The organism is Streptomyces glaucosporus (assembly GCF_039533345.1).
In the GTDB taxonomy this organism is placed as follows: domain Bacteria; phylum Actinomycetota; class Actinomycetes; order Streptomycetales; family Streptomycetaceae; genus Streptomyces; species Streptomyces glaucosporus.
Map to the genome: position 1 here is coordinate 40,211 of NZ_BAAATJ010000035.1, position 22,800 is coordinate 63,010.

General features: G+C 72.3%; 18 protein-coding genes and 1 pseudogene. 9 read left to right on the forward strand and 10 right to left on the reverse strand.

Annotated features, from left to right (window positions below):
- Nucleotides 1-54: 54 nt before the first annotated feature.
- From ABD358_RS26160 to ABD358_RS26190, 7 genes are all read right to left on the reverse strand, one after another.
- A complete protein-coding gene (locus tag ABD358_RS26160; protein ID WP_344633612.1) occupies nucleotides 55-1,332 on the reverse strand; it encodes an ABC transporter substrate-binding protein in 1,278 nt (425 codons plus the stop codon).
- Nucleotides 1,329-2,312, reverse strand: coding sequence for a hypothetical protein (locus ABD358_RS26165; protein ID WP_344633613.1), 984 nt, complete (start codon nucleotides 2,310-2,312; stop codon nucleotides 1,329-1,331). The genes ABD358_RS26160 and ABD358_RS26165 overlap by 4 nt, the downstream gene beginning before the upstream one ends.
- Nucleotides 2,309-3,955, reverse strand: a complete 1,647-nt coding sequence (locus tag ABD358_RS26170) for a VWA domain-containing protein (RefSeq protein WP_344633614.1) — start codon at nucleotides 3,953-3,955, stop codon at nucleotides 2,309-2,311. Before ABD358_RS26170 ends, ABD358_RS26165 begins: the two co-directional genes overlap by 4 nt.
- On the reverse strand, nucleotides 3,952-6,258 hold the full coding sequence (locus tag ABD358_RS26175) for a serine/threonine-protein kinase (RefSeq protein ID WP_344633615.1): 2,307 nt from the start codon (nucleotides 6,256-6,258) through the stop codon (nucleotides 3,952-3,954). Before ABD358_RS26175 ends, ABD358_RS26170 begins: the two co-directional genes overlap by 4 nt.
- Complete coding sequence (locus ABD358_RS26180) at nucleotides 6,255-8,033, reverse strand: trypsin-like peptidase domain-containing protein (RefSeq protein ID WP_344633616.1); 1,779 nt, start codon at nucleotides 8,031-8,033, stop codon at nucleotides 6,255-6,257. The genes ABD358_RS26175 and ABD358_RS26180 overlap by 4 nt, the downstream gene beginning before the upstream one ends.
- 171 nt (nucleotides 8,034-8,204) lie before the next feature.
- A complete protein-coding gene (locus ABD358_RS26185) occupies nucleotides 8,205-9,425 on the reverse strand; it encodes a DUF4132 domain-containing protein (protein WP_344633617.1) in 1,221 nt (406 codons plus the stop codon).
- A 51-nt stretch (nucleotides 9,426-9,476) separates the two neighbouring features.
- Nucleotides 9,477-10,349 (reverse strand): LLM class flavin-dependent oxidoreductase, encoded by an 873-nt coding sequence (locus ABD358_RS26190; RefSeq protein ID WP_344633618.1) that lies wholly within the window; start codon nucleotides 10,347-10,349, stop codon nucleotides 9,477-9,479.
- Between the two features lie 280 nt (nucleotides 10,350-10,629).
- Here ABD358_RS26190 and ABD358_RS26195 point away from each other — a divergent pair, with 280 nt between their 5' ends.
- Nucleotides 10,630-11,112: a hypothetical protein gene (locus ABD358_RS26195; protein WP_344633619.1), complete on the forward strand. Its 483-nt coding sequence runs from the start codon at nucleotides 10,630-10,632 to the stop codon at nucleotides 11,110-11,112.
- A 12-nt stretch (nucleotides 11,113-11,124) separates the two neighbouring features.
- On the opposite strand, the gene ABD358_RS26200 is transcribed toward ABD358_RS26195, so the two are convergent.
- The 3 genes from ABD358_RS26200 to ABD358_RS26210 all read right to left on the reverse strand — a co-directional run bounded on the left by ABD358_RS26200 (nucleotide 11,125) and on the right by ABD358_RS26210 (nucleotide 12,722).
- Nucleotides 11,125-11,373 (reverse strand): WhiB family transcriptional regulator, encoded by a 249-nt coding sequence (locus tag ABD358_RS26200; RefSeq protein ID WP_344633620.1) that lies wholly within the window; start codon nucleotides 11,371-11,373, stop codon nucleotides 11,125-11,127.
- 342 nt (nucleotides 11,374-11,715) lie between these two features.
- On the reverse strand, nucleotides 11,716-11,901 hold the full coding sequence (locus ABD358_RS26205) for a DUF397 domain-containing protein (protein WP_344633621.1): 186 nt from the start codon (nucleotides 11,899-11,901) through the stop codon (nucleotides 11,716-11,718).
- A complete protein-coding gene (locus tag ABD358_RS26210) occupies nucleotides 11,898-12,722 on the reverse strand; it encodes a helix-turn-helix domain-containing protein (RefSeq protein WP_344633622.1) in 825 nt (274 codons plus the stop codon). The genes ABD358_RS26205 and ABD358_RS26210 overlap by 4 nt, the downstream gene beginning before the upstream one ends.
- Nucleotides 12,723-13,005: 283 nt before the next feature.
- Between ABD358_RS26210 and ABD358_RS26215 the strand changes: the two genes are divergently transcribed.
- From ABD358_RS26215 to ABD358_RS26250, 8 genes and pseudogenes are all read left to right on the forward strand, one after another.
- Nucleotides 13,006-13,851, forward strand: a complete 846-nt coding sequence (locus ABD358_RS26215) for a helix-turn-helix domain-containing protein (protein ID WP_344633623.1) — start codon at nucleotides 13,006-13,008, stop codon at nucleotides 13,849-13,851.
- On the forward strand, nucleotides 13,848-14,054 hold the full coding sequence (locus tag ABD358_RS26220) for a DUF397 domain-containing protein (protein WP_344633624.1): 207 nt from the start codon (nucleotides 13,848-13,850) through the stop codon (nucleotides 14,052-14,054). Before ABD358_RS26215 ends, ABD358_RS26220 begins: the two co-directional genes overlap by 4 nt.
- Before the next feature lie 312 nt (nucleotides 14,055-14,366).
- The gene (locus ABD358_RS26225) at nucleotides 14,367-19,163 is read left to right on the forward strand and encodes a DUF6531 domain-containing protein (RefSeq protein ID WP_344633625.1); all 4,797 of its coding nucleotides are present in this window, start codon (nucleotides 14,367-14,369) and stop codon (nucleotides 19,161-19,163) included.
- A 33-nt stretch (nucleotides 19,164-19,196) separates the two neighbouring features.
- On the forward strand, nucleotides 19,197-19,736 hold the full coding sequence (locus ABD358_RS26230; RefSeq protein ID WP_344633626.1) for an SMI1/KNR4 family protein: 540 nt from the start codon (nucleotides 19,197-19,199) through the stop codon (nucleotides 19,734-19,736).
- Nucleotides 19,737-20,351: 615 nt separating this feature from the next.
- On the forward strand, nucleotides 20,352-21,401 hold the full coding sequence (locus tag ABD358_RS26235) for an IS110 family RNA-guided transposase (protein WP_344633627.1): 1,050 nt from the start codon (nucleotides 20,352-20,354) through the stop codon (nucleotides 21,399-21,401).
- Nucleotides 21,402-21,569 (forward strand): annotated as a pseudogene (locus tag ABD358_RS26240) (IS30 family transposase); the annotation flags it as partial. It abuts the gene before it with no gap.
- A gap of 209 nt (nucleotides 21,570-21,778) precedes the next feature.
- Nucleotides 21,779-22,051: a hypothetical protein gene (locus tag ABD358_RS26245; RefSeq protein WP_344633628.1), complete on the forward strand. Its 273-nt coding sequence runs from the start codon at nucleotides 21,779-21,781 to the stop codon at nucleotides 22,049-22,051.
- A 137-nt stretch (nucleotides 22,052-22,188) separates the two neighbouring features.
- On the forward strand, nucleotides 22,189-22,668 hold the full coding sequence (locus tag ABD358_RS26250; protein WP_344633629.1) for a hypothetical protein: 480 nt from the start codon (nucleotides 22,189-22,191) through the stop codon (nucleotides 22,666-22,668).
- Nucleotides 22,669-22,800 lie beyond the last annotated feature (132 nt).

Below are 22,800 nucleotides of genomic sequence, written 5' to 3' on the forward strand. Positions count from 1 at the left end.
CGGCGGACGGCCCGTGGCCGCCGGACACGCGGACGGGCCCGGACTCCCCCTACGTCAGCCGCACGCCCTCTCCAGCCAGGGAGTCCCCTCGGGCAGGGCGTTCTTGACCCGCTGGATCTGCCTCAGCAGCCGGACGGGGTCCTGCCGGGGGTCGGCGAGGAACTCCAGGACCTTCTCGTGGAAGATCCTGCGGATCGTGGGCGGCATGACGTCCGAGGCGTCCAGGCACAGCCGCTCGGCCTGCCGGAACTCCCGCACGATGCGCCGGCTGACGGTGTCCTCCTCCGGGTACGCCTCCTGGGTGACGCCCCGGTGCGCGGAGAAGAAGGGCGGCTCGACGCCGGTGGCCCAGGCCCGCTGGGCCTCCAGGGAGGCCAGGAAGCGCATCAGGTCCCTGGCCTGCTCGCTCTCCTTGAACATCGCCGCGAAGTCCCCCGACACCTCGCGGTACCCGCTCTGGCCGTCCGCGCCGGGCAGCAGCATCGGGGACGCCACGAAGTCGGCCCGCGAGGCGTCGTCGCCGTACAGGTTGCGGGCGAAGCTGCCCTGGTGCTCCAGGTCGCAGTCGCGGCCGCGGTCGAACAGCAGCCCGTTCCCGCCCTCGGGGCCGCGGTGGTCGGTGGTCAGCGCGGTCTCGGCCGCCCGGTCGTCGCGGGACATGAACGCGCCCCAGGTGCGCCAGGCGTCCACCACCGGTTCGGCGGTCCAGTCCATCTCGCCGGTGGCCCAGGCGTCGTAGGCGTCGGCGCCGGACCGCTGGAGCAGGATGTCCTCGATCCAGTCGCTGCCGGGCCAGCCGGAGGTGGCGTCGGAGCCCATGCCGATGCACCAGCGGGACACGTCCTCCCGGGCGGAGGCGCCCGGCGAACTCCCCTTCTCGTACCAGACGATGCTCTTGAGGTCGACCTTCACCGGCAGCCAGTAGCGTGCGGACAGCCCGGTCGGCTGCGACAGCCAGGGGCCGCCGTACTGGTCGTCGTCGACGATGTCCTCGCCCAGCCGCCACAGCTGCTTCCGCTGGACGTAGTCGGCCAGGTCGCCGAGGACGGGCAGCACCGCGACGTCCGGCGGGTCGCCGGCCAGCACCCCGGAGAGCAGCACCTCGCGGGTGGCGGTGGTGCCCTGGTAGTCGACGCGGACGCCCTCGTGCTGCTGCTCGAAGCGGTTCAGCAGGTTCCTGAAGGACTTCTCCTCCCGCCCCGTCCAGGGCCCCAGGACGGTCAGGACGTGGTCGGTCTCGTCCCCCTGCCGGGCGCAGCCCGCCGGGCCCGCCGCGAGCAGCAGGCACAGCAGGCCGGCCACGGCCCGTCTCGCGCGCCCCGCGCGGTTCACCAGCGGAACCTGTACTGGCGCAGGTGCCGCTGGAGTCCGGCCAGGGACAGCGCCGCGACGGCGACCCCGCCGACGACGATCGCGGCGACCCCGGTCCCCCGGTCGGCCGTGGCGTCCATGTCCTGCGTGACCTCCTTCAGCGCTCCGGCGGTGACGTTCCTCATCCGGTCCAGCTCCTTCCCCTGGAACCCCTCGTCGGCCCACACCCCGCTCTGCCGGTTCACGACCTCCACCAGCTCCCGGCGGGCGTCCTCCATCAGCCGCTGGGTGCCCTGCGCCCACGTCACGGGCTTGACCGAGGCCAGGAGGATCAGGCACGCCGCCAGCAGCCAGGGGTTCAGCCGCTCCGGGAAGCGCCGGTACAGCACCACCTGGACGGCGGCCAGCGCCACCGCGAGCAGGACCAGGGCCGCCACGGCCGACTCCCAGCCCGCCCGCCTGGCGCCGGTGAACTTCGTCTGCTCGGACAGCTCGTCGAGCTGGTCGCGCTGGAGTTCGTCGAGCCGGGCCAGGATGCCGGTCTGCTTGCGGTTGAGGATGGTGTCGGCGCTGTGGAACCACGCCCTGCCCAGGGCGCCCCGCTCGGCGTGCCGCACCGACAGGACGATCGTCTCCTGGTAGACGACGAGCAGGGCGTTGACGGTGCTCAGCGCGCGCCTGCCGTCCTCGCCCGCGACCTGCCGGTCGCCGATCTGCGACACGCTCTGGACGGCCGCCGCGATCTGGGTGCGGTACGTCTCGTCGGTGCCGGCCTCGTCGGTCAGCCCCGAGGCCAGGTGGCCGCGCGCGGCCACGTGGGCGCTCATCAGCGCACTGCGGGCGGCGGCGACCTCCAGGACCGCCGGCGCGGTCCGGTCCCGTACGGCATCGGGGCGGCGGTGGGTGTCGTCGTAGGCAGCGGCCAGAAGCGCCGTGGCGAGCCCGGTCAGCGCGATCAGCGCACCGAGCTGGAGCCACAGCAGCCGCCGGGTGCCCGTCACCGCTCCTCCGTTCCGGAGCCGTCCGTGCTGCCGGGGGCGCCGTCGAGGAGGTGCCCGCAGTTCTCGCAGAACCGCGCCGGCCGCACCTTCTCGAGGCAGCGGGGGCAGACGACCGGCCGGGCCGCGCCGGACGGCGGGTCCGCGGACGGGGCGTGCCCGCTCGGCGGGGGCGTTGTGTGCCTGCTGAGGACCACCAGCTCCTGGACTCGTCCGGGGGTGATGTCGTCGCGGATCGTCACCTTCCCCATGGCCGTGTTCTCGACGGTCACCACGTTGCGCAGCCGCGCCAGGTGGGCGTCGTCCTTGAGGCGGTACGCCAGGCGCACCGCCTTGCCCAGTTCCCGCTCCGCCCCGGCGGTCCTGCCCTGGTACAGGGCCCTGGCGCCGGCGCGGATGGCGTCCCTCAGCTCGTCCTGGTGCCGGAAGTGCCATCCGACGGTGCCGGTGTCGGTGAGCGGCGGCTCCTCGCCGGTCCACCGGACCGTGACGTGCTCCTCCCCGGGCAGCGCCACCTCCTCGAAGTCCCGGGCCGCCAGCCGCAGCGAGGCGATCCGCTCGGTGTGCGGCTCCCGGCCGCCGGGATCGCCGGGGCCGCCGGGGCCGCCGGGGCCGCCGGAGGGGCCGGGGTCGACGCGCAGCCTCAGCTCGTACCAGCGCTGCTCGTCGCCCCAGGCGCCGGTGGGGAACAGGACGCGGTCGCCCTCGTCGACGGCGGTGTCCGTCAGGTCCAGGACGGTCGGCTGGAGCTGCCGGAAGAGGCCGACCGACAGGTGCCGCCCGGTGCGGACCTCCAGGGTGAGCTGCGGCAGGGTCCGGCGGACGGAGGCCCCGACCAGTTCGCGGAACAGCCCGGTGAGCTGCGCCTCGAACTCCTCGGCGCCGTCCGCGACGACCGCCTCCGCCCGGCCGTGCAGCCGGTCGGCGATCCGCTGGAGCTGTTCGGCGTCCCAGTCCTCGCCGATGCCCAGCGCGTCGCAGGTGAACTCGCCCGCGCAGGAGTCCAGGACGCGTTCCAGCTCCCCGGCCCGGCCGTGCTCGTCCTTGCCGTCGGTGAGCAGCAGCGCGTGCCGGAACGGGGCGTCGGGGCGTGCGGCGAGCAGCCGGTGGGCCAGGGAGAGCCAGGCGGAGATCCGGGTGCCGCCGTGGGCGTCCAGGGTGAGGGCGGTGCGGCGGCCCTCCTCGCGGGTGGCGTTGGTGGCGGCCACGGTGGCGGGTTCGGCCGGGTCGGCGAGCCGGTCCCCGGTGGGGTAGGCGAGCCGGGCGGTGTCGGTGCCCGCGACGAGGGCGAAGTGGGTGCCGTCCGGGAGCTGCCCGATCGCCGCCGCGGCGGCCTTCCTGGCGGCGGCGATCTTGCGGAGGGTGGGGTGCGCCATGGATCCCGAGCAGTCGATGATGACGACCTCGGACCGCTGCGGGGCGCGGCGCGGCACGACGGCCTCCAGGCCCTCGACCCGGATCTCCAGGTGGACGGACACCTCGTGGGCGCCGGGGCCGCCGCCGGGTGCGTACTGGTCCCGGTCGTACTCCGCGGTCATGCGGACGCGGGGCCGCCGGGGGGCGGTGCCGGGTTCCGGGCGGGCGGGGCGTCCCGCCGGGCGGCCCGCGGTGTCGTCGGCGGCGCGGTCTGCGGTGGGGTCGGTCATCGGGTCGGCTCCTCGGCCGGTCGGACGAACCAGGTGCGGGGGAAGACGGCGTTGGAGCAGTCCACGAGGTGTTCGCTCCTGGCCCGGTCGACGCCGGGCTGGCGGGCCAGGTCCCGGAAGAAGCGCGACAGCAGCATGCGCAGGGCGCGTTCGGTGGGCGGTTCCCCCGGCCTCCCGCCGAAGAGGGGGCCGCCCAGCTCCGCCAGGTGCGCGCCGCCCGCCCCGTCCGCGCCCCTCGCGGGGGCGTCCCCGTCCGCCGCGGTGGCCTTCTGGATCCAGTCCAGCGCCCACTCGCGGATCTCGGCCTCCAGCCGTGCGCGCTCGCCGGCGTCGAGGGCCAGGCGGGGCATCTCCCGCTGCACGGCCGCCAGGTCGCTCCGGTCGGGCAGGCCCTCCCGTCCGGGGGAGAGCCGGGCGGCCCGGATCCGCACCGCGGCGATCCGGGCGGCGTCGTAGTGCCGCGACATCGGCGGCACCCGTTCGAGCACGTCGGCGGCCTCCTCGCGTTCGCCCCGGGCCAGGTGGACCCGGGCCAGGCCGAAGGCGGCGCTGCCCTGCTGGGTGTTGCGCCGCCACACCGCGTGGTAGTAGCGCTCGGCCCGGTCCAGGGCGTCGCGGTGTTCGGCGCAGTAGCCCAGGGCCAGCTTGGGGGCGTACTCCCCCGGGAGCGCGCCGTGGACCTCCTCGAAGTGCTTCTCGGCGGCTGCCACCTCGTCCCGGGCGAGGCGGACCAGGCCGCGGTGCCAGGCGATGCGCCAGTCGGGGACGGACTCCCTCCCCGAGGGGAGGCCGAGGATCTCCTCCGCCTCCCTCAGCCGCCTCTCCGCCTCGCGGAGTCTGCTGCCGTGCTCCCGGTCCCCCGGCGGCATCTGGTCGCGGACCTCCAGGTGGGCACGGCACAGCCGCAGCCGGACCTCCACGCTGGGGTCCTGTCCCTCGCCGTCCAGGAAGCTCTCCAGTTGCCGCACGACCGCGCGGGGTCCCTGCGGCGCGGGCAGGCGCAGTTGGACGCCGGCCGGGTCGTCGCGGCGCGGCAGCGGCACCGGCAGCCCCACGGCGACCCGGGAGGGGGCGGGGCGGCCCGGGTCCAGCGGGGGGCTGCCGAAGGCCTTGCGGTAGGCCGCGGCCCGGCGGCCCAGCCAGCGCTCGATGCCGGGTACGGCGCCGAGGCCGGCGTCCAGCAGGGCGGGCGTGGGCGCGAAGACGCCGGAGGGCCGGGTGTACTGCCGTCCCGTCCGCAGCGATATCAGCTCCCGCAGGACGCCCTCCAGTTGCTCGGACATCTCGGCGGCGGAGGAGAACCTCCGCTCCGGCTTCGCGTGGGTGGCGCGCTCCACTAGCCGGTGGAAGGAGTCGTGGCCCTGACCTGCGCCGGCCGCGCCGTCCACGGCCGCCGCGGCCAGTTCCTCCAGCGTCCTGCCGACGGTGTGGATGTCGTGCGCGACGGTGGGCGGCTCCCTCCCCTCCTCGACCTCGGGGGCCGCGTAGCCCTTGGTGGTGACGGGGGTGCGGTCGAGGTCGTCGGGCCGCTGCACTCCGCCCAGGTCGATGAGCACCACCCCCCTGCCGCGGTGGATGACGTTGTCGGGCTTCATGTCGGAGTAGACCAGGCCCCGGTCGTGGAGGACCTCCAGGGCGCCCAGGATCCGGCAGCCGTAGCGGGCGACGTGCTCCAGGGTCAGGGGTTCGCCGGGGCCGAACGGGCCCGGGGGCCGCCCGGCGTCTTTCAGGATCCCGCGGAGCGACCTGCCGCCGACGTACTCCATCACGATGTAGTCGGCCGGGATCCTGGAGTCGCCGGGCTCGTGGGGCACGTAGTCGAAGATGCGGACGATCGACTCGTGGTTGATGGCGATCATCCGGTCCCGTTCCTCCAGCATCCGCTCCCGTGCCTCGGTGTCGAGCGGGTTGAGCACGCCCTTGAGGACGATCGGGCGGTTGCGCAGCCGGGTGTCGACCGCCAGGTAGACCCAGCCCAGACCGCCGTACGCCAGCGGGCCGCGCACCTCGTAGCGGCCGCCGTCGAGCGGTTCCCCGGACCTGAGCTGGGGGCGCAGGGAGTAGCGGGTGCCGCAGTTCGGGCAGAAACCCTCGTACCGGACGCGCGTTCCCGGGTAGTGCGTGCCGACCGGGCGGCGGCACCTGGGGTTCCCGCAGGGGCGGCCCTGGCGGGGCGGGGCGGGGTTCCTCAGGACGAGGGACCCGGGGTCGTCGGGCGGGAGCACCTCGGGCAGGTCCAGCAGTGTGCGGTCCGCGCCGGCGGGTTCCGGTGCCGCGCCGTGCGCCGTGTGCCGTCCGTTCACCGCTCCTCCTCCGCCTCCCCGTGCTCCCCCGGCTCCCGGTGCTCCCCCGGCCCTCCGTATTCTCTCGGCTCCTCCTGCCCGGCCCTCTCCTCCGGGGGCCAGCCGAGCACGCGGCGGACGGCGTCCACGTATCCGGCGACGGCCTTCCCGGCGCTCTCCGCCTCGAACCGCCCCCGGTGCAGCGCCTCGTGGGCCGCGCGGTACACCCCGTCGAGCTCGACGTCCTCGATCCGGCCGTGGCGGGCGGCCAGTTGGCGGTAGGTCCGCAGCTCCCCGCGGAGCTCCGCCCGTCGCTCGTACCCCTTCCGGGCCGCCTCCTCCGCGGTGTCCGCGTCCCGCTCCGCCCGCCGGGTGCGGCGCTCCAGGCGCTTCAGGCGGTCCTGCGCGGTCCGTGCCCACCCGGGTGCCGCGTCCTTGCCGGTGCGGTGGGCGTGCCGCAGCAGGGACAGGTTCAGGTGGAGGTCCGTCACGGCGTCGTCCGGGGGTTCGACGCCGGCCAGCCGGACCCTGGCCGGCGCCAGCCGGCGCAGCCGTCCGTCGAGCGCGTCGAGACGTTCGGCCAGGACGCCCATGCGGTGCCGCAGCGCCAGGTCCTCCTCGGTCGCCTGGTCGACGCGGGTGTCGCTGCCGTGGAAGACCAGCAGCAGACGGCAGCCCAGTTCGGCGAACTCGCCGCACAGCGCGAGCAGCCGCTCCGGTTCGGCGGCCTCGTTCACGCCCAGCACGGCGACGGTCAGCGGTACGCGGCCGGCGCGCAGCCGCTCCCGGGCCCGTGCCGGATCCGGCTCCTTGAGGTTCATGCGCCCGGCGACCCGCGCGGCCACCTCGTCGGCCGTCGCCCCCCGCGCGTCGACGGCCAGGTCGAGGCTGCCGACCGGGGGCACGGTCCCCGCGGGGTCGGCGGAGGTCACGGCGGGCGCGTCCGCGGACAGTTCGCGGTCGGCCAGGGCCAGGGCGCGCTGGAGGGTGCGGTCGCGCGCGGAGCCGCGCTCCACCTCGGTGACGTAGACCGGAGAGGGGTGCCGGCCCCCGAGCCAGGCGGCGAGCCGTTCGGCGTAGCCGGGGTCGCCGGTCCGCCCGGAGGCGGCCGAGGGGACCAGGCGCGGGTCCACCCCCGGGGGCCCGCTGATACAGGACCGTACGTCCGGCAGGTACCTGGCGATGGTCTCCACCGGGATCATGTGCGCGATGACCGGCGGCTCCGGTCCGACGGATTCGAAGTACCGGGTGACGACGATGCCCAGCACCCCGGACGGGTCGTCCGTGTCCAGCACCGGGCCGCCGCTGAGGCCGCGCCGCGGCAGGCGCGGGGAGTGCGGGTCGAGCCGGACCCGCTCCCCGGACGGCGGGCCCGCGGTGGCCGTCAGCTCCACGCCCCGGGCGTCGCGGACCGGGTCGGCGTACCCGCACAGCCGCACCCGGGTGCCCCGCGCCACCGCCGCCCGCAGCAGCGGCGCGGAGAGGCGGCCGGGCGGCGGGCGGTGCAGACGCAGCAGGACCACGTCCCCGCGGTCCTCGCCCCGCGGCGGGATCCAGCAGCCGTTGACGACGGTCGCGGTGGAACCGGCGGCCCCTTCCGTCCCGGGGAAGTCGACGATGACGGGCGATGTCCGGTCGGCCAGTACGTGGGCGCAGGTCAGGACCTTGTCACCGTCGATCAGCACACCCGATCCGATGACCCGGTCCGACCCCTGGGAGCGTAAGCGGACACACCACGCCTTTTGCCGGACGTGGCCCATGGTGTCCGATGTTCCCCGTGTGACACCTTCCCCCATGGCTCGGCAGCATACGCGCGTACCGCTTCTCTCTGTAACCTCTCGGTGTCAACTCGTAGAAGCGGCAAGGGAATCGGGCCACGCACGGGGGCCGGGCGGCGGCTGCTTCCGGGCCGGCCCGGAAGCAGCCGCCCGGTCCACCGGGCGGGGTCCGTCCGCCCGGCCGGGGCGTCAGAGCGCTTCGAGGCCCTGGCCGAAGGAGGGCCGCACACCGGCCCCCGCGAAGTGCTCCCGCCAGGCGCGCACCTCGTCGGGCGGCGCCCCTTCCGCGCGCCACAGCCGTACGAGGGTCTTGCCGTCGGGGGCGGGCGGCGTCCGGCCGTCGGCGGTCGTCAGCGCCCCTCCGGGAGCGGTCGGGCGGGCCGTCTCCCGGCCTCCTCCCGTATCCCGGAACTCCCAGACCAGCCCGCGCGAGACCACGCCCGTGACCGGGTGGTCGCGGTAGAGGTGCGCCCACTCCTCGAAGGTCCAGTCGCGGTCCTCCCCGGCCAGGCGGCGCAGCCGTTCGCGTTCGCCGTGCACCGCGGCGAGCACGCGGCCCGCGTACCGCCGCATCCACTCGACGCTTTCGGGATGGTGCCGCTTCTTGAAGCCGTGCGGTGCGGCGAACGGGTGGACGGTGCGCTTCTCCACCTCCCGGTCGGCGTAGACGAGGCTGACGGTGTGGGCGTCCTCGACGGTCACCAGCGCGGAGAACGTGGCCAGGAGCCAGTGAACCCCCCGCCCGAACCGGCCGCCGAACGCCACGGACCCGTCGGCCCGCAGCCCGTGGGCCGGGACGGTGCGCTCGGCCTGCCGCTCCGGGGGGATCCCGAGCCGGTCGGCCGCCTTGGGCAGCAGCCTCGCGTACAGCCTGTCGTGGGGTCTGCCGGGGAGCAGGTCCCGGTGGAGCGCCCACAGCGTCTCCAGCGCCGCCGGGTCGGTCCACTCCGCCAGCGCGTGGATCAGGGCGTCCATCAGCTGGTCGCACGGGGAGAACTCCGGCAGGTTCCCGCCGATCCGCCGGCCGACCGCCGCCAGGTCGGCGAGCACGGTCGTGTCGCCCGTCAGCGTGGCGGCCCACAGGAAGCCGCGGGCCACGCCCAGGTTGGGGTGCCCCACCAGTCCCCTGTCGTCCCAGGAGGCGGAGTAGACCGGGACGCGTCCGGGGCCGCACCGGGTGAGCAGCCGCACCCCGTCGTACACCGCCGCCCGCGCGTCCCGGTCCTCCAGCAGTCCCAGCGTGCGGCGCTTCCAGGTCTGCTTGGGGCGGGCCGTGTCCAGCGAGGCCAGGTGCGTCACCAGCTCGACCACCCGGGGCGGGGCGCCCTCCAGACGCCGGCGCAGTGCCCCGGCCCAGTTGTCGACCGGTTTCACCGCGTCCCCGGGCAGACTGATCGTTCCGTCGGTCATGCGGGCATCATGGCAGCGCCCTCCGACAACTCCCTTCCGCTCGGCTCGTGTTCAGGGCACGAGCGGGCGGACCTCCTCGGCGGCGAAGCGGATCAGGCCCTCGATGTCCGGTTCGTCGGCGGTGGGCTGGAGGACGACGGTGTCGGCCCCGGCCTCGGCCAGCCGCCTCACGGCCTCCGCGACCGCCTCGGCGTCCCCGGCGACCCCGAACGCCTCCTCCGGGGGGACCGGGCCGCGTTCGAGTTCGGCCGCAAGGCGCGCGTCCGCGTCCGGCCCGGTCGCGGTGTGGAGGTAGACGACCACCCGGTGGCGGCCGGTGCGTCCGGCCGCCTCGCGTCCCTCGTCGGCGAGGCGGCGGGCCCGGCGCACCCCGTCGGGCGGGGTGTCGGCGGTGAGGATGGTGCCGTCGGCGGCCTCGCCGGACAGCCGCAGCGAACGCGGCCCGGTCACCCCGGCGAGCACGGCGGGCGGCGTCCGCGGGGGCCAGTCGAGGGCGACGGCGTCGAGCCGCACGTAGCGGCCCTCGGTGGTGACCTCCTCGCCGCGCAGCAGCGCCCGCAGCGCGTCGAGGTACTCGCGCAGCAGCGTGAGCGGCGACTCGGCCCGTGCGCCGACCTGTCCCATCCAGCTCTGCACGCCGTGGCCGACGCCCAGGGCGAGGCGGCCGGGGAACATGCGGTCCAGGGTGGCGGTCTCCATCGCGGTCAGGGCGACGTTCCGCAGCGGCACGGGCAGCAGGCCGATCCCGACGCGCAGCCGCTCCGTCCAGGCCAGGGCCGCGGCGGCACTGGCGATGCCGCTCTCCAGGAAGCAGTCCTCCCACAGCCACAGCTCCTCCAGCCCGGCCGCCTCGGCGGCACGGGCCGCGTCGCGGAGCCGTTCGGGGGGCAGTTGGGGCCGGAACACCACGCCGAGAGCAGTCATGCGTGCCTTCCTACCGGCCCGCCTCGCGGCGGGCAACGGCATTACCGGACGGGGGCATTACCGGACGGGGCTTCCTCCGGAACCCACCACTTTCCGGGGCGGGGCGAAGGCGTTCAGCGTCCGCTGCGCGGCGATCGGGTGCGCCCCTCCCCGGTTCGCGCCGACGCAGCGGCGCGGTCAGCGCCTCGCGTGCCCGGCCCGCCGGAGCGTCCGCGGGCAGCACGCGACGGGCGCGGCCGGGCGGACCGGCCCGGACCGGCCCGGGCGTTAGGGTTTCCCCGTGGCAGCGACGCACCTTCTGATCATCGGCGACCAGGAGCCGCTCACCTGGGTTCTCACGGCTCAGCGCATGGCCTTCCCCCGGGGCCGGGTCCCGTCGTCCCTCGCCGAGGGCGACGAGCTGCTCGTCTACACGACCCGCGGCTGCTTCCACAATCCCACCCGCGACCTGGGCCGGGTCATGGCGCGGGCGCGCGTCGCCGGGCCCGTCCGCGTCCTGCCCGAGCCGGTGCGGTTCGGCGAGCGCGAGTTCACCGAGGGGTGCGGGCTGCGGATCGAGGGCCTGGCGCCGTTCCGCCAGGGGCTGGTGCTGCGCGATCTGGTGCCGCGCCTGTCGGTCTTCCCCGACCCCGCCTCGTGGAGCGTCCGCCTGCGCCGGACCGTCCTGACGCTCCCCCCGGCGGACGCCGAGCTGATCGGCCGTGAACTCGCCCCGCATCTGCGGCCCTACGAGGAGACCGTCGCCGGCTACCGCGCCGGCTGACGGCCCGCCGCGTCACGAGGCGCGTTTGAGGCTGCGGCGCTCCTCCTCGGAGAGGCCGCCCCACACGCCGTAGCGCTCGTCGTGGGTGAGGGCGTACTCCAGGCACTCGATGCGCCCCTCGCACGACTGGCAGATCCGTTTGGCCTCGGCAGGTGTCCTGCCCGGTTCCGGGAAGAACGGTTCGGAGCCGATCTGCGCGCACAACGCGCGCTCCCACCATCCGGGGAGTTGCCTGACTGGGCCGGAGAAATCGATCGCCATACGAGCACCCTGCCCGCCGGCGATCAACGAAGTGTCAACATCCAATCAACGCGCGATGATTCTCCACCGGGCCTCCCCGGTTCCGGCTCCGCCCACGGACATCGCACCGGGCACCGGCCACGCTCCCACGCCGCACGGACCGCCCGCCAGTGCATCCGGTCCCGGGCGTGTCAGCGCACCGGGACGGTGCGGGCCGCCGGTCGCCGGTCGCCGGTCGCCGGTCGCCGGTGCCGAACGGCGGATCTCCCTCACGGGGTCGGGCCTCGGCGAGGGCGAAGGCGGCAGCGGTCCGCGGGGCGCACCCTTTCCCGCGCCTCCGAGGAGCCACGTCTCAGGTGGGCCTCAGCGGGCGGTGTGGGCGAGGAAGTCCGTCCAGGCGGTCGGGGAGACGGGGAGGACCGGTCCGTCCTGCTCCTTGGAATCCCGGACGTACACGGTCTCGGGCCGGTACGCGACCTCCACGCAGCTGTCCCCCTGGGAGCCGCTGTAGCTGCTCTTGAACCAGTTCAGCTCGTCGCCGGTGCTCATAGCGCCCCTCGCATCCGCTTCAACAGGTCGACCGAGTCCGCCGGGGACAGGGCCTGTGAGCGCATCCTGGCATACCGCATCTGCATGAGGCTGACGTCTTTCGGCTCTCCCACCAGTTGTCCGGTCTGCTGCCCCTCCGAGTAGCCCAGCCACTTGTGCTCCTGGGTCTCCACCAACTGCATCGGCCCGTCCGAGCCGGCGTGGTACGGCTGGCGCAGCGGCATGATCTGGAGCTCCACGTTCCACAGCTCCGCGCACTGGATCAGGTGGTCGAGTTGCTCCCGCGTGACCTCGTCGCCGCCCGTGCGGCGGAGCAGCACCGCCTCCTCGACGATGAAACTGAACGCGATCGGCGGCTCGCGCCGCAGCAGCTTCTGCCGGTCCAGCCGCGCGGCGATCCGCTCCTCCAGTTCCTCCTCCGTGGGCGGCGGCGGGACGTTGAGCATCACCGCCCGCGCGTACTCCTCGGTCTGGAGCAGGCCGGGCACCACCCGGCACTCGTACGTGCACAGGCTCACCGCCGCCGCCTCCAGCCGAGCCCACAGCCGGAACCACGACGCCAGTCCCCGTCTGCGGGCGATGTGCCGGGCCGCCGCCCGCAGCGCACCAAAGGCGTCCAGGGCCTCCTCCGCCTGCTCCACGAAGTCGTCGGGCGGCATGCGTCGCCCCTGCTCGATGGAACCGACCAAGTGCGGTGAGTAGTTGACCCGTTCCGAGAGTTCGCCCTGGGTGAGGGCGGCCCGCTCACGGAAGACCTTCAACACCGCCCCGAACGCCTTGAGACCCTCGGACGGCTCGGGTTCGCCGCTGCCGTGCGCCATGTGTTCCCCCTCGTACGTGTCGCGCTCGCCGTGCCCTGCCCAACGAGCCGGAGGCGCGGGGGTGCTCGTACGCCGGGAGCCCCCGACTCGTACAGCGCGCTCCGGACGAGCTGCGGCCGTGGCGTGTCGCCCGCCGTCGCTCGGGGCGAGCGCCTGAAGCACAGGTCCACGCTCCCGGCAGTGTGTACGGATCGGGCGCGGTTCTGTACGGGTCGGGGGCCGTGACCGGGGGTGGGCCTCGCGGTTGGTCCGGATGGACCAACCGCGAGGGGGTACGGAACGCATGACCGACAAGCGGCAGCGACGGCGGAGCGCCACCAACCACGACGACCCGCCCGGCATCTGGCTCGGCTACGGCCAACTCCTCAGGCTCCACCGCAGACGGGCCGGAATGACCCAGGAGCAACTGGCCGACGCCATCAGCTACTCCGTCGAGCAGGTCGCCTCCGTCGAACAGGGGCGGCGTCCGGCCAAACCCGCCTTCACCCGGGCCGTCGAGCACACCCTGGAGGCGGGTGGCACCCTCCTCGCCCTCCAGGACCAGGTGGACATGGCTCGGCTGCCGAGGTTCTTCCACGACTTCGCGAGCCTGGAAGCGGATGCCATCAGCTTCTGCTGGTACGGCGGCTACGTCGTTCCGGGACTGCTCCAGACCGAGGACTACGCCAGGGCCCTGCTCAACGCCCATTTCCCACCACTGGACGAACAGACCGTCGAGGAACGGGTCGCAGCCCGGATGGACCGGCAAGCGCTTCTGTCCCGAACCCGTCCCCCACTCGTGGCCACCTTCCTGATCGAGGAAGTCGTGCTGTACCGACCGGTGGGCGGCCAGGAGGTGATGAAGGCGCAACTCCGCGGGTTGCTGGAACAGGCGAAGCAACCCAACATCCAAGTCCAGATCATGCCGACATCGTTCGGCGCGCACTCCGGCCTCAATGGCTCGATGGTGCTGCTGGAGACCATCGACCACCGCAGGATCGCGTACACCGAATCGCAGGACATCGCCTCACTCGCCTCCGATCCGGATCAGGTCGGCGACTTCTGGCTGCGCTATGGAATGCTGCGCTCGCAGGCCCTCAACCTTGAGGAGTCGGTCCGTCTCATCGAGCGTGCAGTGGGAGAGCCATGAGCAACGAACACTCCATGAACCGTCCCGCCGGTCTGTCGTGGTTCAAGAGCAGCCACAGCGGCACCAGCGGCGGCGAGTGCGTCGAGGTGGCCGCCGCTCCCGGCGCCGTCCACGTACGCGACTCCAAGGACGAGCGGGGTCCCGTGCTCCGCTTCCCCGCCGCGGGGTGGGCAGCGTTCGTCGCCCACGCCAAGGGGGACTGACCCGGCCGTTCGCGCGGGGATGCCGCTGCCGTCAGCGGTACCCCAGGCCGGCCGCTCGCACCGGTTCGAGCGCGGACGCGGCCGGCCCCCACCGCCTCCGGCCTCACCGCTGCCCCCTCGCGGTCTCGCCCCGTGTGGTGGGACCGTACGAATTCCGCCAGGAGCCGCTCTGGCACCGGGACGCACCTGCCATGATCTTTCGCGGCCCGCTCGCCAGGTGTCCGGAAACCGTTCGGTGGCCAACGAGCGTGTATGCCACAGTGATTGGCCGGTCGGCAAGGGGCCGGTGCAGGCGGTGAGGGGGGATGTCCGGTGGCGGTGGTGCTGCCCGACGGCGTGGACGCCATTCTGGATCTGATCGGGGTGGGCTGGCCCAACGTCGACGAGGACGCCTACCGGGACATGGCCAAGGACCTGCGGGACTTCGCCGACGACGTCGACGACGACGCCCACACCGCGCACCAGGGCATGCAGCGGCTGGTCTCCTCCGGGGAGAGTGAGGCGCTGACCGCGCTGAACGGCTACTGGGACAAGGTCAGGGGCAAGCACCTGACCGACCTGGCGGACGCGGCCCGGATCTTCGCCGGCGCGATGGACGCCGCGGCCGACATCATCGAGGGCCGCAAGTGGGTCGCGGTCGGGGAGCTGACCGCGTGCGCGGCCTCGGCCGGGATCTCGCTGGCCGCCGCCCCGTTCACCGCCGGGCTGTCCACCCTGATCGGCGCGGGCGCCATCCAGGCCTGCCGGATCGCGGTCAAGCGGGCCATCAAGGAGATGATGGACCTGGCGGTCCAGGAGATCGTCACCGCGATGACCGCGCCGGCGGCGGCCGCGCTGGAGAACATGGCCGCCGAACTGGTCGTCCAGCTCGCCGCGGACGGCCTGGGCCTGCAGGACGGCGTCGATATGGACAAGGTCGGCGACGCGGGCAAGGAGGGGTTCAAGGACGGGATGCAGCTGGCCTCCGCCGGCGACCTGCCCCGCCTGGGCGGGATGCTCGGCAGCCTGGACATCGACGAGAACGAGCACGACCGGGCCGCCCTCAAGCTCAACGGCGTCAGCGCCTCCCTCAACGGCCGCACCACCGGCAAGCTGACGAAGGCCAAGTCCAGCCACAACCGCACCCGCGGCCGCGACGAGATCGCCCAGGCCATCGACGCGGTCGCCGACAAGATGATGGGCTCGCTGGAGAAGGCCACCAAACAGCTCGGCGACCACCTCGGCGGAGCGCTACCCAAGGGCGTGCGGAACATCTCCGACGCCCACGCCGCCAACGACAGGAACATCAAGGACCGGTTCGACTCCTTCGCCACACCCGACACCGGCGACGGCAGGAAAGGGCCCGGCCCGGGCGGCTCCTCCTCCCGGCGCGACGGCGGCGGGAAGAACCCGCACACCAAGCCCGACTCGCTGCGCACCGCCAAGTCCGATCCGCGCACCAACAGCATCCCGCTGGGCAAGAAGACCTGCCTGAACGATCCGGTCGACGTGGCCACCGGCGAGATGACCCTGGCCCAGACCGATCTGGAGCTGCCCGGCATCCTGCCGCTGGTGCTGCGCCGCACCCACCTGTCGAACTACCGGTGGGGGCACTGGTTCGGCCGGTCCTGGGCGTCCACGCTGGACGAGCGGCTGCACGTCGACGGCGACGGCACGGTGATCTGGGCGCGCGAGGACGGCTCGCTGCTGACCTACCCCCGGGTGCCGGAGCCGGGCGGGGCGCCGGTGTGGCCGGTGGAGGGGCCGCGGCTGCCGCTGGCCCGCACCGACGGCGAGCCCGGGGTGGCGTTCGCGGTCACCGACCCGCACACCGGGTGGAGACGGTGCTTCGCCGCGGCGGAGCTGCCCGGCAGCGTCTTCGACGCCCCGGCGTTCTGCCACCTGGCCGCGGTCGAGGACCGCAACGGCAACCGGGTGGACATCGTCCGCGCCCCGGACGGTGCGCCGACGGCGGTGGTCCATTCCGGCGGCTACCAGGTGGAAATCACCACCACCCGCCTCGACGACCACGGCCCGGTACGGGTGACGGGCCTGGCCGTGCACGACCCCGGCGCCCCAAACGGGTCGGTGCAGGTCCTGTCCTACGGCTACGACGCGGCCGGGAACCTGGACGCGGTGGTCAACTCCTCCGGCCTCCCGCTGCGCTTCACCTACGACGACGCGGCCCGCATCACCTCCTGGACCGACCGCAACGACTCCACCTTCCGCTACCTCTACGACGACGCCGGCCGGGTGGTGGGCACCGTCGGGCCCGAGGGCATCCTCTCCTCCACCTTCGACTACGGCGTGAACGAGGCGGGAAACCAGGTCACCCGCTACACCGACTCCACCGGCGCGGTCACCGTCCTGGAGATCAACGAGCTGCGCCAGGTCATCGCGCGGACCGACCCGGCCGGCCACACCACCCGGCAGACCTGGGACGGCCGGGACAACCTGCTGTCCCGCACCGACGCGCTCGGCCGCACCACGAGCTGGACGTACGACGACACGGGCAACGTCACCGAGATCACACTGCCCGACGGCCGTACCGCCACGGCCCGCCACAACGAGCTGAACCTGCCCATCGAGATCACCGGCCCGGACGGCGCCCTGTGGCGGCACGAGTACGACGAGCGCGGCAACCTCGCCTCCGTCACCGCCCCGGACGGGACGACCACCGCCTTCGCCCACGACGACCGCGGCGCGGTGACGGCCGTCACCAACCCGGCGGGCACCGTCCAGTACGTGACCAACGACGACGCCGGTCTGCCGCTGACGGTCACCGACCCGGGCGGCCACACCACCGCCGTCACCCGTGACGCGTTCGGCCGCCCCGTCACCGTCACCGACCCTTCCCCTGCCTCCGGCGGGGAGACCCCTATCGGCGCGGTCACCCGCCTGGAGTGGACGGTCGAGGGGCATCCGGCCCGCCGCACCGCGCCGGACGGCAGCACCGAGTCCTGGACCTGGGACGGCGAGGGGAACTGCACCTCCCACACCGGCCCGAACGGTGGCGTCACCCGCTTCGAGCACACCCACTTCGACAAGGTCGCCGCCCGCACCGACCCGGACGGGGCGCGCTACGAGTTCCGCTACGACACCGAGCTGCGCCTCACCCAGGTCCTCAACCCCGAAGGCTTGACCTGGACTTACGCCTACGACCGGGCCGGCCGGCTGATATCCGAGACCGACTTCGACGGCCGCACCGTCCGCTACACCCACGACGCGGCCGGCCGCCTGACCGCCTACACCACCGCACTCGGCCACGAGATCCGCTACGAGCACGATGTCCTCGACCGTCCCGTCACCAAGGAGGTCGAGGGGGCGCGCACCGAGTACGCCTACAGCGAGGCGGGCCACTTGATACGTGCGGCCTCTCCCACCTCCACCCTCACCGTGGAGCGCGACGTGCTCGGCCGGGTGCTGGCCGAGACGGTCGACGGCCGCACCACCCGCTACACCTACGACGCCCTGGGCCGGCGCACCTCCCGCACCACCCCCGGCGGCGCGGTCACCGAGCTGACCTACGACGCAGCCGGCAACCGCACCGCCGTGACCGCCTCCGGCCACACCCTGACCTTCACCCACGACGCGCTCGGGCGTGAGCTGGAACGCTCCTTCGGCGCCGCCGGCCGGCCCGTCACCCTGGCCACCGTCTTCGATGTCCTCGGCCGCCCCACCGAGCAGACCCTGGCCGCCGCCGGGCGCACCCTGCGCTCCCGCGGCTACACCTACCGCCCCGACAGCCACCTCACCTCCATCACCGACCAGCTCACCGGCACCACCCGGCACTTCGACCTCGACCCGGTCGGCCGCCCACTGACCGTCACCGCCGAGGACTGGTCCGAGTCCTACGCCTACGACGCGGCGGGCAACCAGACCACCGCCCACTGGCCCGACACCGCGCCCCACTCCGAGGCCCGCGGCCCCCGCACCTACGACGGCACCCGCCTGACGCGGGCCGGCCGCATCCGCTACGAGTACGACGCGGCCGGTCGCACCGTGCTGCGGCAGAAGACCCGCCTGTCACGCAAGCCCGACACCTGGCGCTACACCTGGGACGCCGAGGACCGTCTGACCTCCGTCACCACCCCGGACGGCACGGTGTGGCGCTACCGCTACGACCCGCTGGGCCGCCGCACCGCCAAACAGCGCCTCACCGCCGACGGCGAGGTCGCCGAGGAGATCCGGTTCACCTGGGACGGCACCCGCCTGGCCGAAGAGACCAACAACGTCACCCACACCGTCCTGACCTGGGACCACGACGGCCACCGCCCGCTGGCCCAGACCGAACGCCTCCTCGACCCCGACGACCAGGCCGAGGTCGACCGCCGGTTCTTCGCCATCGTCACCGACCTGGTCGGCACCCCCACCGAACTCGTCGACGAGACGGGCGAGATCGCCTGGCACACCCGCAGCACCCTGTGGGGCACCACCACCTGGAACCGGGACGCCACCGCCTACACCCCGCTGCGGTTCCCCGGCCAGTACGCCGACCCCGAGACCGGCCTGCACTACAACTACTTCCGCCACTACGACCCCGACACCGGCCGCTACACCACCCCCGACCCCCTCGGCCTGGCCCCCGCGCCCAACCCGGTCACCTACGTCCACAATCCCCACACCACGGCCGACCCGCTCGGCCTCGCGCCGTGCGACGAGAAAGACGTGACCTGGGGTGGCAGGGTGCGATTCGGTGCACCGGGCCCCGGCGGGCGAGCCACATTCATGCACGCCACCATCGATCCGAGCATGACGGGTGGAAAGACCAGGCCCAGGGTCAGAGTGCCGGGATGGGTGTCCGGTCAGGGCTACAACCGGACCCACCTGCTCGCGGCGCAGCTGGGTGGGTCGAACAAGGACCCCAGAAACTTCGTCACGATGTACGAGCATGCGAACTCCCCTGTCATGCGGGCGATCGAGAACCAGATCAGGGAAGCGGTCGACAAGAAGGGGGAAATCATCGAGTACACTGTCACTCCCATTTACGCGACGAACGATCCGACCGACTTGATTCCTCTCGGTTTGACCATCGAAGCCCGCGGAAACATGGGATTCCAGTTCACGCCTTATGGTTCGGCGTTCGGAGGTGTCAACGAGATAACCATCCTGAACCGCCCCAAACCGTGAAGAAAAACCATCCGCAACGGAGAAGGAGCAGGAGTGAATCCCAACGTCGCACGGCTCGTGGAGGAGATTCCCCCTCCCGCTGATGTCCGCCCCAAGGACTGGCGGCAGGTCGAGAGCCGACTCGGCACCGCACTCCCGGCGGACTACAAGCAGCTCGTCGACCTCTACGGCGGAGGTGTTTTCGACGACACCATCTGGCTCCTGGAACCCGACTGCGCCAACGAGCACTACGACCTGCTGACGAAGAACAAGAACCGCCCCGAGGAACTGGAATACTTGTGGGCAACAGGCGAGCCCAAACCCGCGGAACTTCACGAGGAGGGGAGCAAGCTCGTCGCATGGGCGGTCACGGAGAACGGCGAGTATCTATTCTGGCTCGCCCGCTCGGGACAGCACCCCGACGACTGGACGATCATGATCAACGAAGGGCGCGGCCCCGAATGGGAGAGCCACCCGGTTTCGTGTTCCGAATTCCTCAGGTCCATCCTTCTGACCGGAGGAGTCGAGTCCGACATCTTCTTCGACATGCCCTTCGAAGAACACGATTTCCGGGCGAGCGCCGACTTCCTCTGATGTGGCCTTCACCCTGCGTGACGTGAGCATGGAAGAACCGACCTTTCCGTCCATTGCTTGGTGGAGGCAGGCCAGGGTTGCGTCGTCCTCGCAGAACAACCGGCTTGATGGATGATCTGGTGGTTCGGAATGCTTCGCGCCCAGGTGTCTCGAGGCGGAACGGAGGCAGGCATGGCCTCCAGTGATCACGATGTGTCGCATCCCTGATCACCACAACGAAGACCGTGCCTGCCCGCTCATCACCGCTCATCCCCACCACTCCGGGCCAACTCGCCGACATCGCACCGTCGTCCTCGCCCGCCGGCCGCCTCAGGCCCCCGGCCTCGCCCTGGCAACGCGGCTCCAACGAGAACACCTATTGGTGCAGGCTTGGCGGACCGGACTTCTTCGACGGGAGGGGTTCGGTGGGACCGCTGGGTGACTCGGAGAACACGTGCCGGAAGGCTTTCCGTTGATATGTCCACGGCGGTCCACAGGGCGAGGGCCCTGGCCGGGAGTGGCTTGATAGAAGCCTGCTGAGCCCGTCAACTCGCAATAGGTCTGTCCCCTGGCCAGGGCTCTCGCGTCTGTCCCGTCATCCGCGCCAGCAGACAAGAGGACAACTCGATGGTGACAGTGGGGATCGACCCGCACAAGCACGTCCACGTCGCAGTGGCCGTCGATGCAGACGGCAGGCGGGTCAGCCGGCCACTGACCGTGAAGAACGATGCGGCCCTGATCGGTGTCCTGCTGAAGTGGATCCGTGCGATCGCCGGCGGTGCACCTGTCACCTGGGCCATCGAGGACGGCCGTGGCTTCGCTCGCGGCCTGGCCGACGGACTGCTGCTGGCCGGCCACGACGTGGTCTGGGTCCCCACCCGGCTGATGGCCGCTCACCGCAAGCTGCACGCCGCCACCGGCTCCAAGTCCGACCCCGCCGACGCCACCGCGGTCGCGCACGCCGCCATCGCCACCCCCGGTCTGGACCGCCACCGCATCGACGAGCGCGTGCGCGAGCTGCGCGTTCTGGTCGACCTGAGAGCCGATCTCGTCAGGCGCCGCACCATGGTGATCAACCAGGTCAAGGCATACACCCACCTCTGGCTCGGCCACACCCCGGGCGACCTCACCCGTACTCCCGGTCTGACCTCGCTGACGACGCTCCTGGACACCTCGCAGGCAAGCCCTCACGTCCATCGGGTCTTGGCCGAGATGCTTGGCGAGACAGCCGACCTGAACCGACGCGTCCGCGACCTTGAGACCACGATCCGAAAGCTCGTCAGCCCCTTGGCGCCCGCGTTGCTGGAGATCACCGGGATCAGCCACGTCTCCGCGGCGGTCCTCCTCGCCGAGATCGGCGACATCACCCGCTTCGCCAGCTCGGCCAAGCTCGCCCGCTACACCGGATGCGCTCCGATCCCCGTCTACTCCTCCGACAAGGAACGCCACCGGCTGCACCGCGGCGGCAACCGTCGGCTGAACAGCCTGCTCTACACCACGGCGATCGTCCAGCAGAGGTTCCACCCTGGTGCCCGGGAGCTACTGGCCCGCCACACACCCACCAAGGGAGTCCGCGGCGCCCGACGCATACTCAAACGCCACTTGATCGACGTCATCCATCGCGCGATGGTCCAAGACCGAGCCTCCTGGCAGCACCACATCGCACAGCACGAGCTCGTTGCTTGACATAGAAGCGTCAACGGGCTGCTGCGGCAGTACTTTCCGAAGGGCACCGACCTGAGCCTGCACAGCCCCGAAGACCTCGAACACGTCGCCCAGGAACTCAACGGCCGCCCACGCAAGACGCTCGGCTGGGATACCCCAGCCGAGCATCTACGTGATCTACTCACCACCTGAAAACAGGCGGTGTTGCGACGACCCCTGGAACCCAAGTTCCCTCATGGACCCATGACTACGAGGATGTCGCCTTGGACACTGCGGACGAACTCGGGCCCGGTGGTCTCGTGACGAGGACCAGGGAGGATTTGGAGCGGCTGTTGCGGGCCGGGGGCAGGGAGGTCGGACCTCTCTGTGCAGAGACGCTGTCGAGGGGCGCGACATTCATGCTCTGGGAAGAGGCGACCAGAACCGACCGCGTCACTGCCGTCTACACCAGGCGGGAGCGCCGTACACGTAAAGTCGGACAGCCTTCCCTTGGTTTCCCCGAAGCGGTCGCCGACTTGCGTGCCTATACGGGCGAACACGTTCTCATCGGTTATGTGGACGATCGCCCCCAGAACGGCTTCTACTTTCAAATTTTCCTCGATCCGGAGGCGACACAGGTCATCGCTTGCCTGGGAGTGCGCCCGACCGCGCGGGTCGGTCGGGCATTCTGAAGCAGCGATGGCCGGGGGCCTCCGAAGCCCGAGTGGCCCACGCACCGAGGTGGCCGCCTTCGCAGAGCACTTGCCAAGAGCGGGTGAGCGTGAGGCTCCGACTCCTCATGCGATCGAGATGCGATCAAGGTGGAGGAGTGGACGGACAAAATCTGAGGTTCGGCGAGTGGGAGGTCCGCTACTTTCCGGCCGACGCTCCTCTGTCGTTTCGGCCGGCGGGGAGTTTCGGCGAACCGGAGGATCGCTTCCTGGCCCGTCACGAGCGCATGCGCAGGGTGCTGCTCCTGCTTCCGCGATGGAGGCAGGCCGCCTACTACCTCCTGCACTGGAGCGACGGCAGCGACCTCTCCGTCCTCGATGAACTGATCACCACCGGCCAAGGCGATCCTGCTTACTTCTCGGGGGCCGTGGTGGGCGAGATGCGCGGTATCACCTGCCTCGAATGCCATGGCATCCTGCGAGTCGTCGTGTATGAGAACGTGGTCACAAGTCTCCTCTTCGGCGACGACGCGGTGAGGCGCTCGCGCACGCACTCCTTCGAGAGGTCGTGCCGCGTGTGTCAATCCCCTTGGACGGTCAGTGCCCTCGAATTCTGTGACGTCCCCCCGAGCCCATGATTCTCCCCGGCCGAGAAAGAACGACAGCGACCATTCGATGATGCACAGCGAGGAGAGCCTGGCGGCGGAGCTCGAACGCCTGCGCCGCCGCCCGGCCGCCGAATCGGCCCCACCGGTCCTCTGCGAGTTCAC

Coding starts and splice junctions, on each gene's coding strand:
- ABD358_RS26170 (WP_344633614.1), bottom strand. CDS start 3,955: ATGACCGACCCCACCGCAGACCGCGCCGCCGACGACACCGCGGGCCGC.
- ABD358_RS26180 (WP_344633616.1), bottom strand. CDS start 8,033: ATGGGGGAAGGTGTCACACGGGGAACATCGGACACCATGGGCCACGTC.
- ABD358_RS26185 (WP_344633617.1), bottom strand. CDS start 9,425: ATGACCGACGGAACGATCAGTCTGCCCGGGGACGCGGTGAAACCGGTC.
- ABD358_RS26190 (WP_344633618.1), bottom strand. CDS start 10,349: ATGACTGCTCTCGGCGTGGTGTTCCGGCCCCAACTGCCCCCCGAACGG.
- ABD358_RS26200 (WP_344633620.1), bottom strand. CDS start 11,373: ATGGCGATCGATTTCTCCGGCCCAGTCAGGCAACTCCCCGGATGGTGG.
- ABD358_RS26205 (WP_344633621.1), bottom strand. CDS start 11,901: ATGAGCACCGGCGACGAGCTGAACTGGTTCAAGAGCAGCTACAGCGGC.
- ABD358_RS26210 (WP_344633622.1), bottom strand. CDS start 12,722: ATGGCGCACGGCAGCGGCGAACCCGAGCCGTCCGAGGGTCTCAAGGCG.
- ABD358_RS26215 (WP_344633623.1), top strand. CDS start 13,006: ATGACCGACAAGCGGCAGCGACGGCGGAGCGCCACCAACCACGACGAC.
- ABD358_RS26220 (WP_344633624.1), top strand. CDS start 13,848: ATGAGCAACGAACACTCCATGAACCGTCCCGCCGGTCTGTCGTGGTTC.
- ABD358_RS26245 (WP_344633628.1), top strand. CDS start 21,779: ATGCTCTGGGAAGAGGCGACCAGAACCGACCGCGTCACTGCCGTCTAC.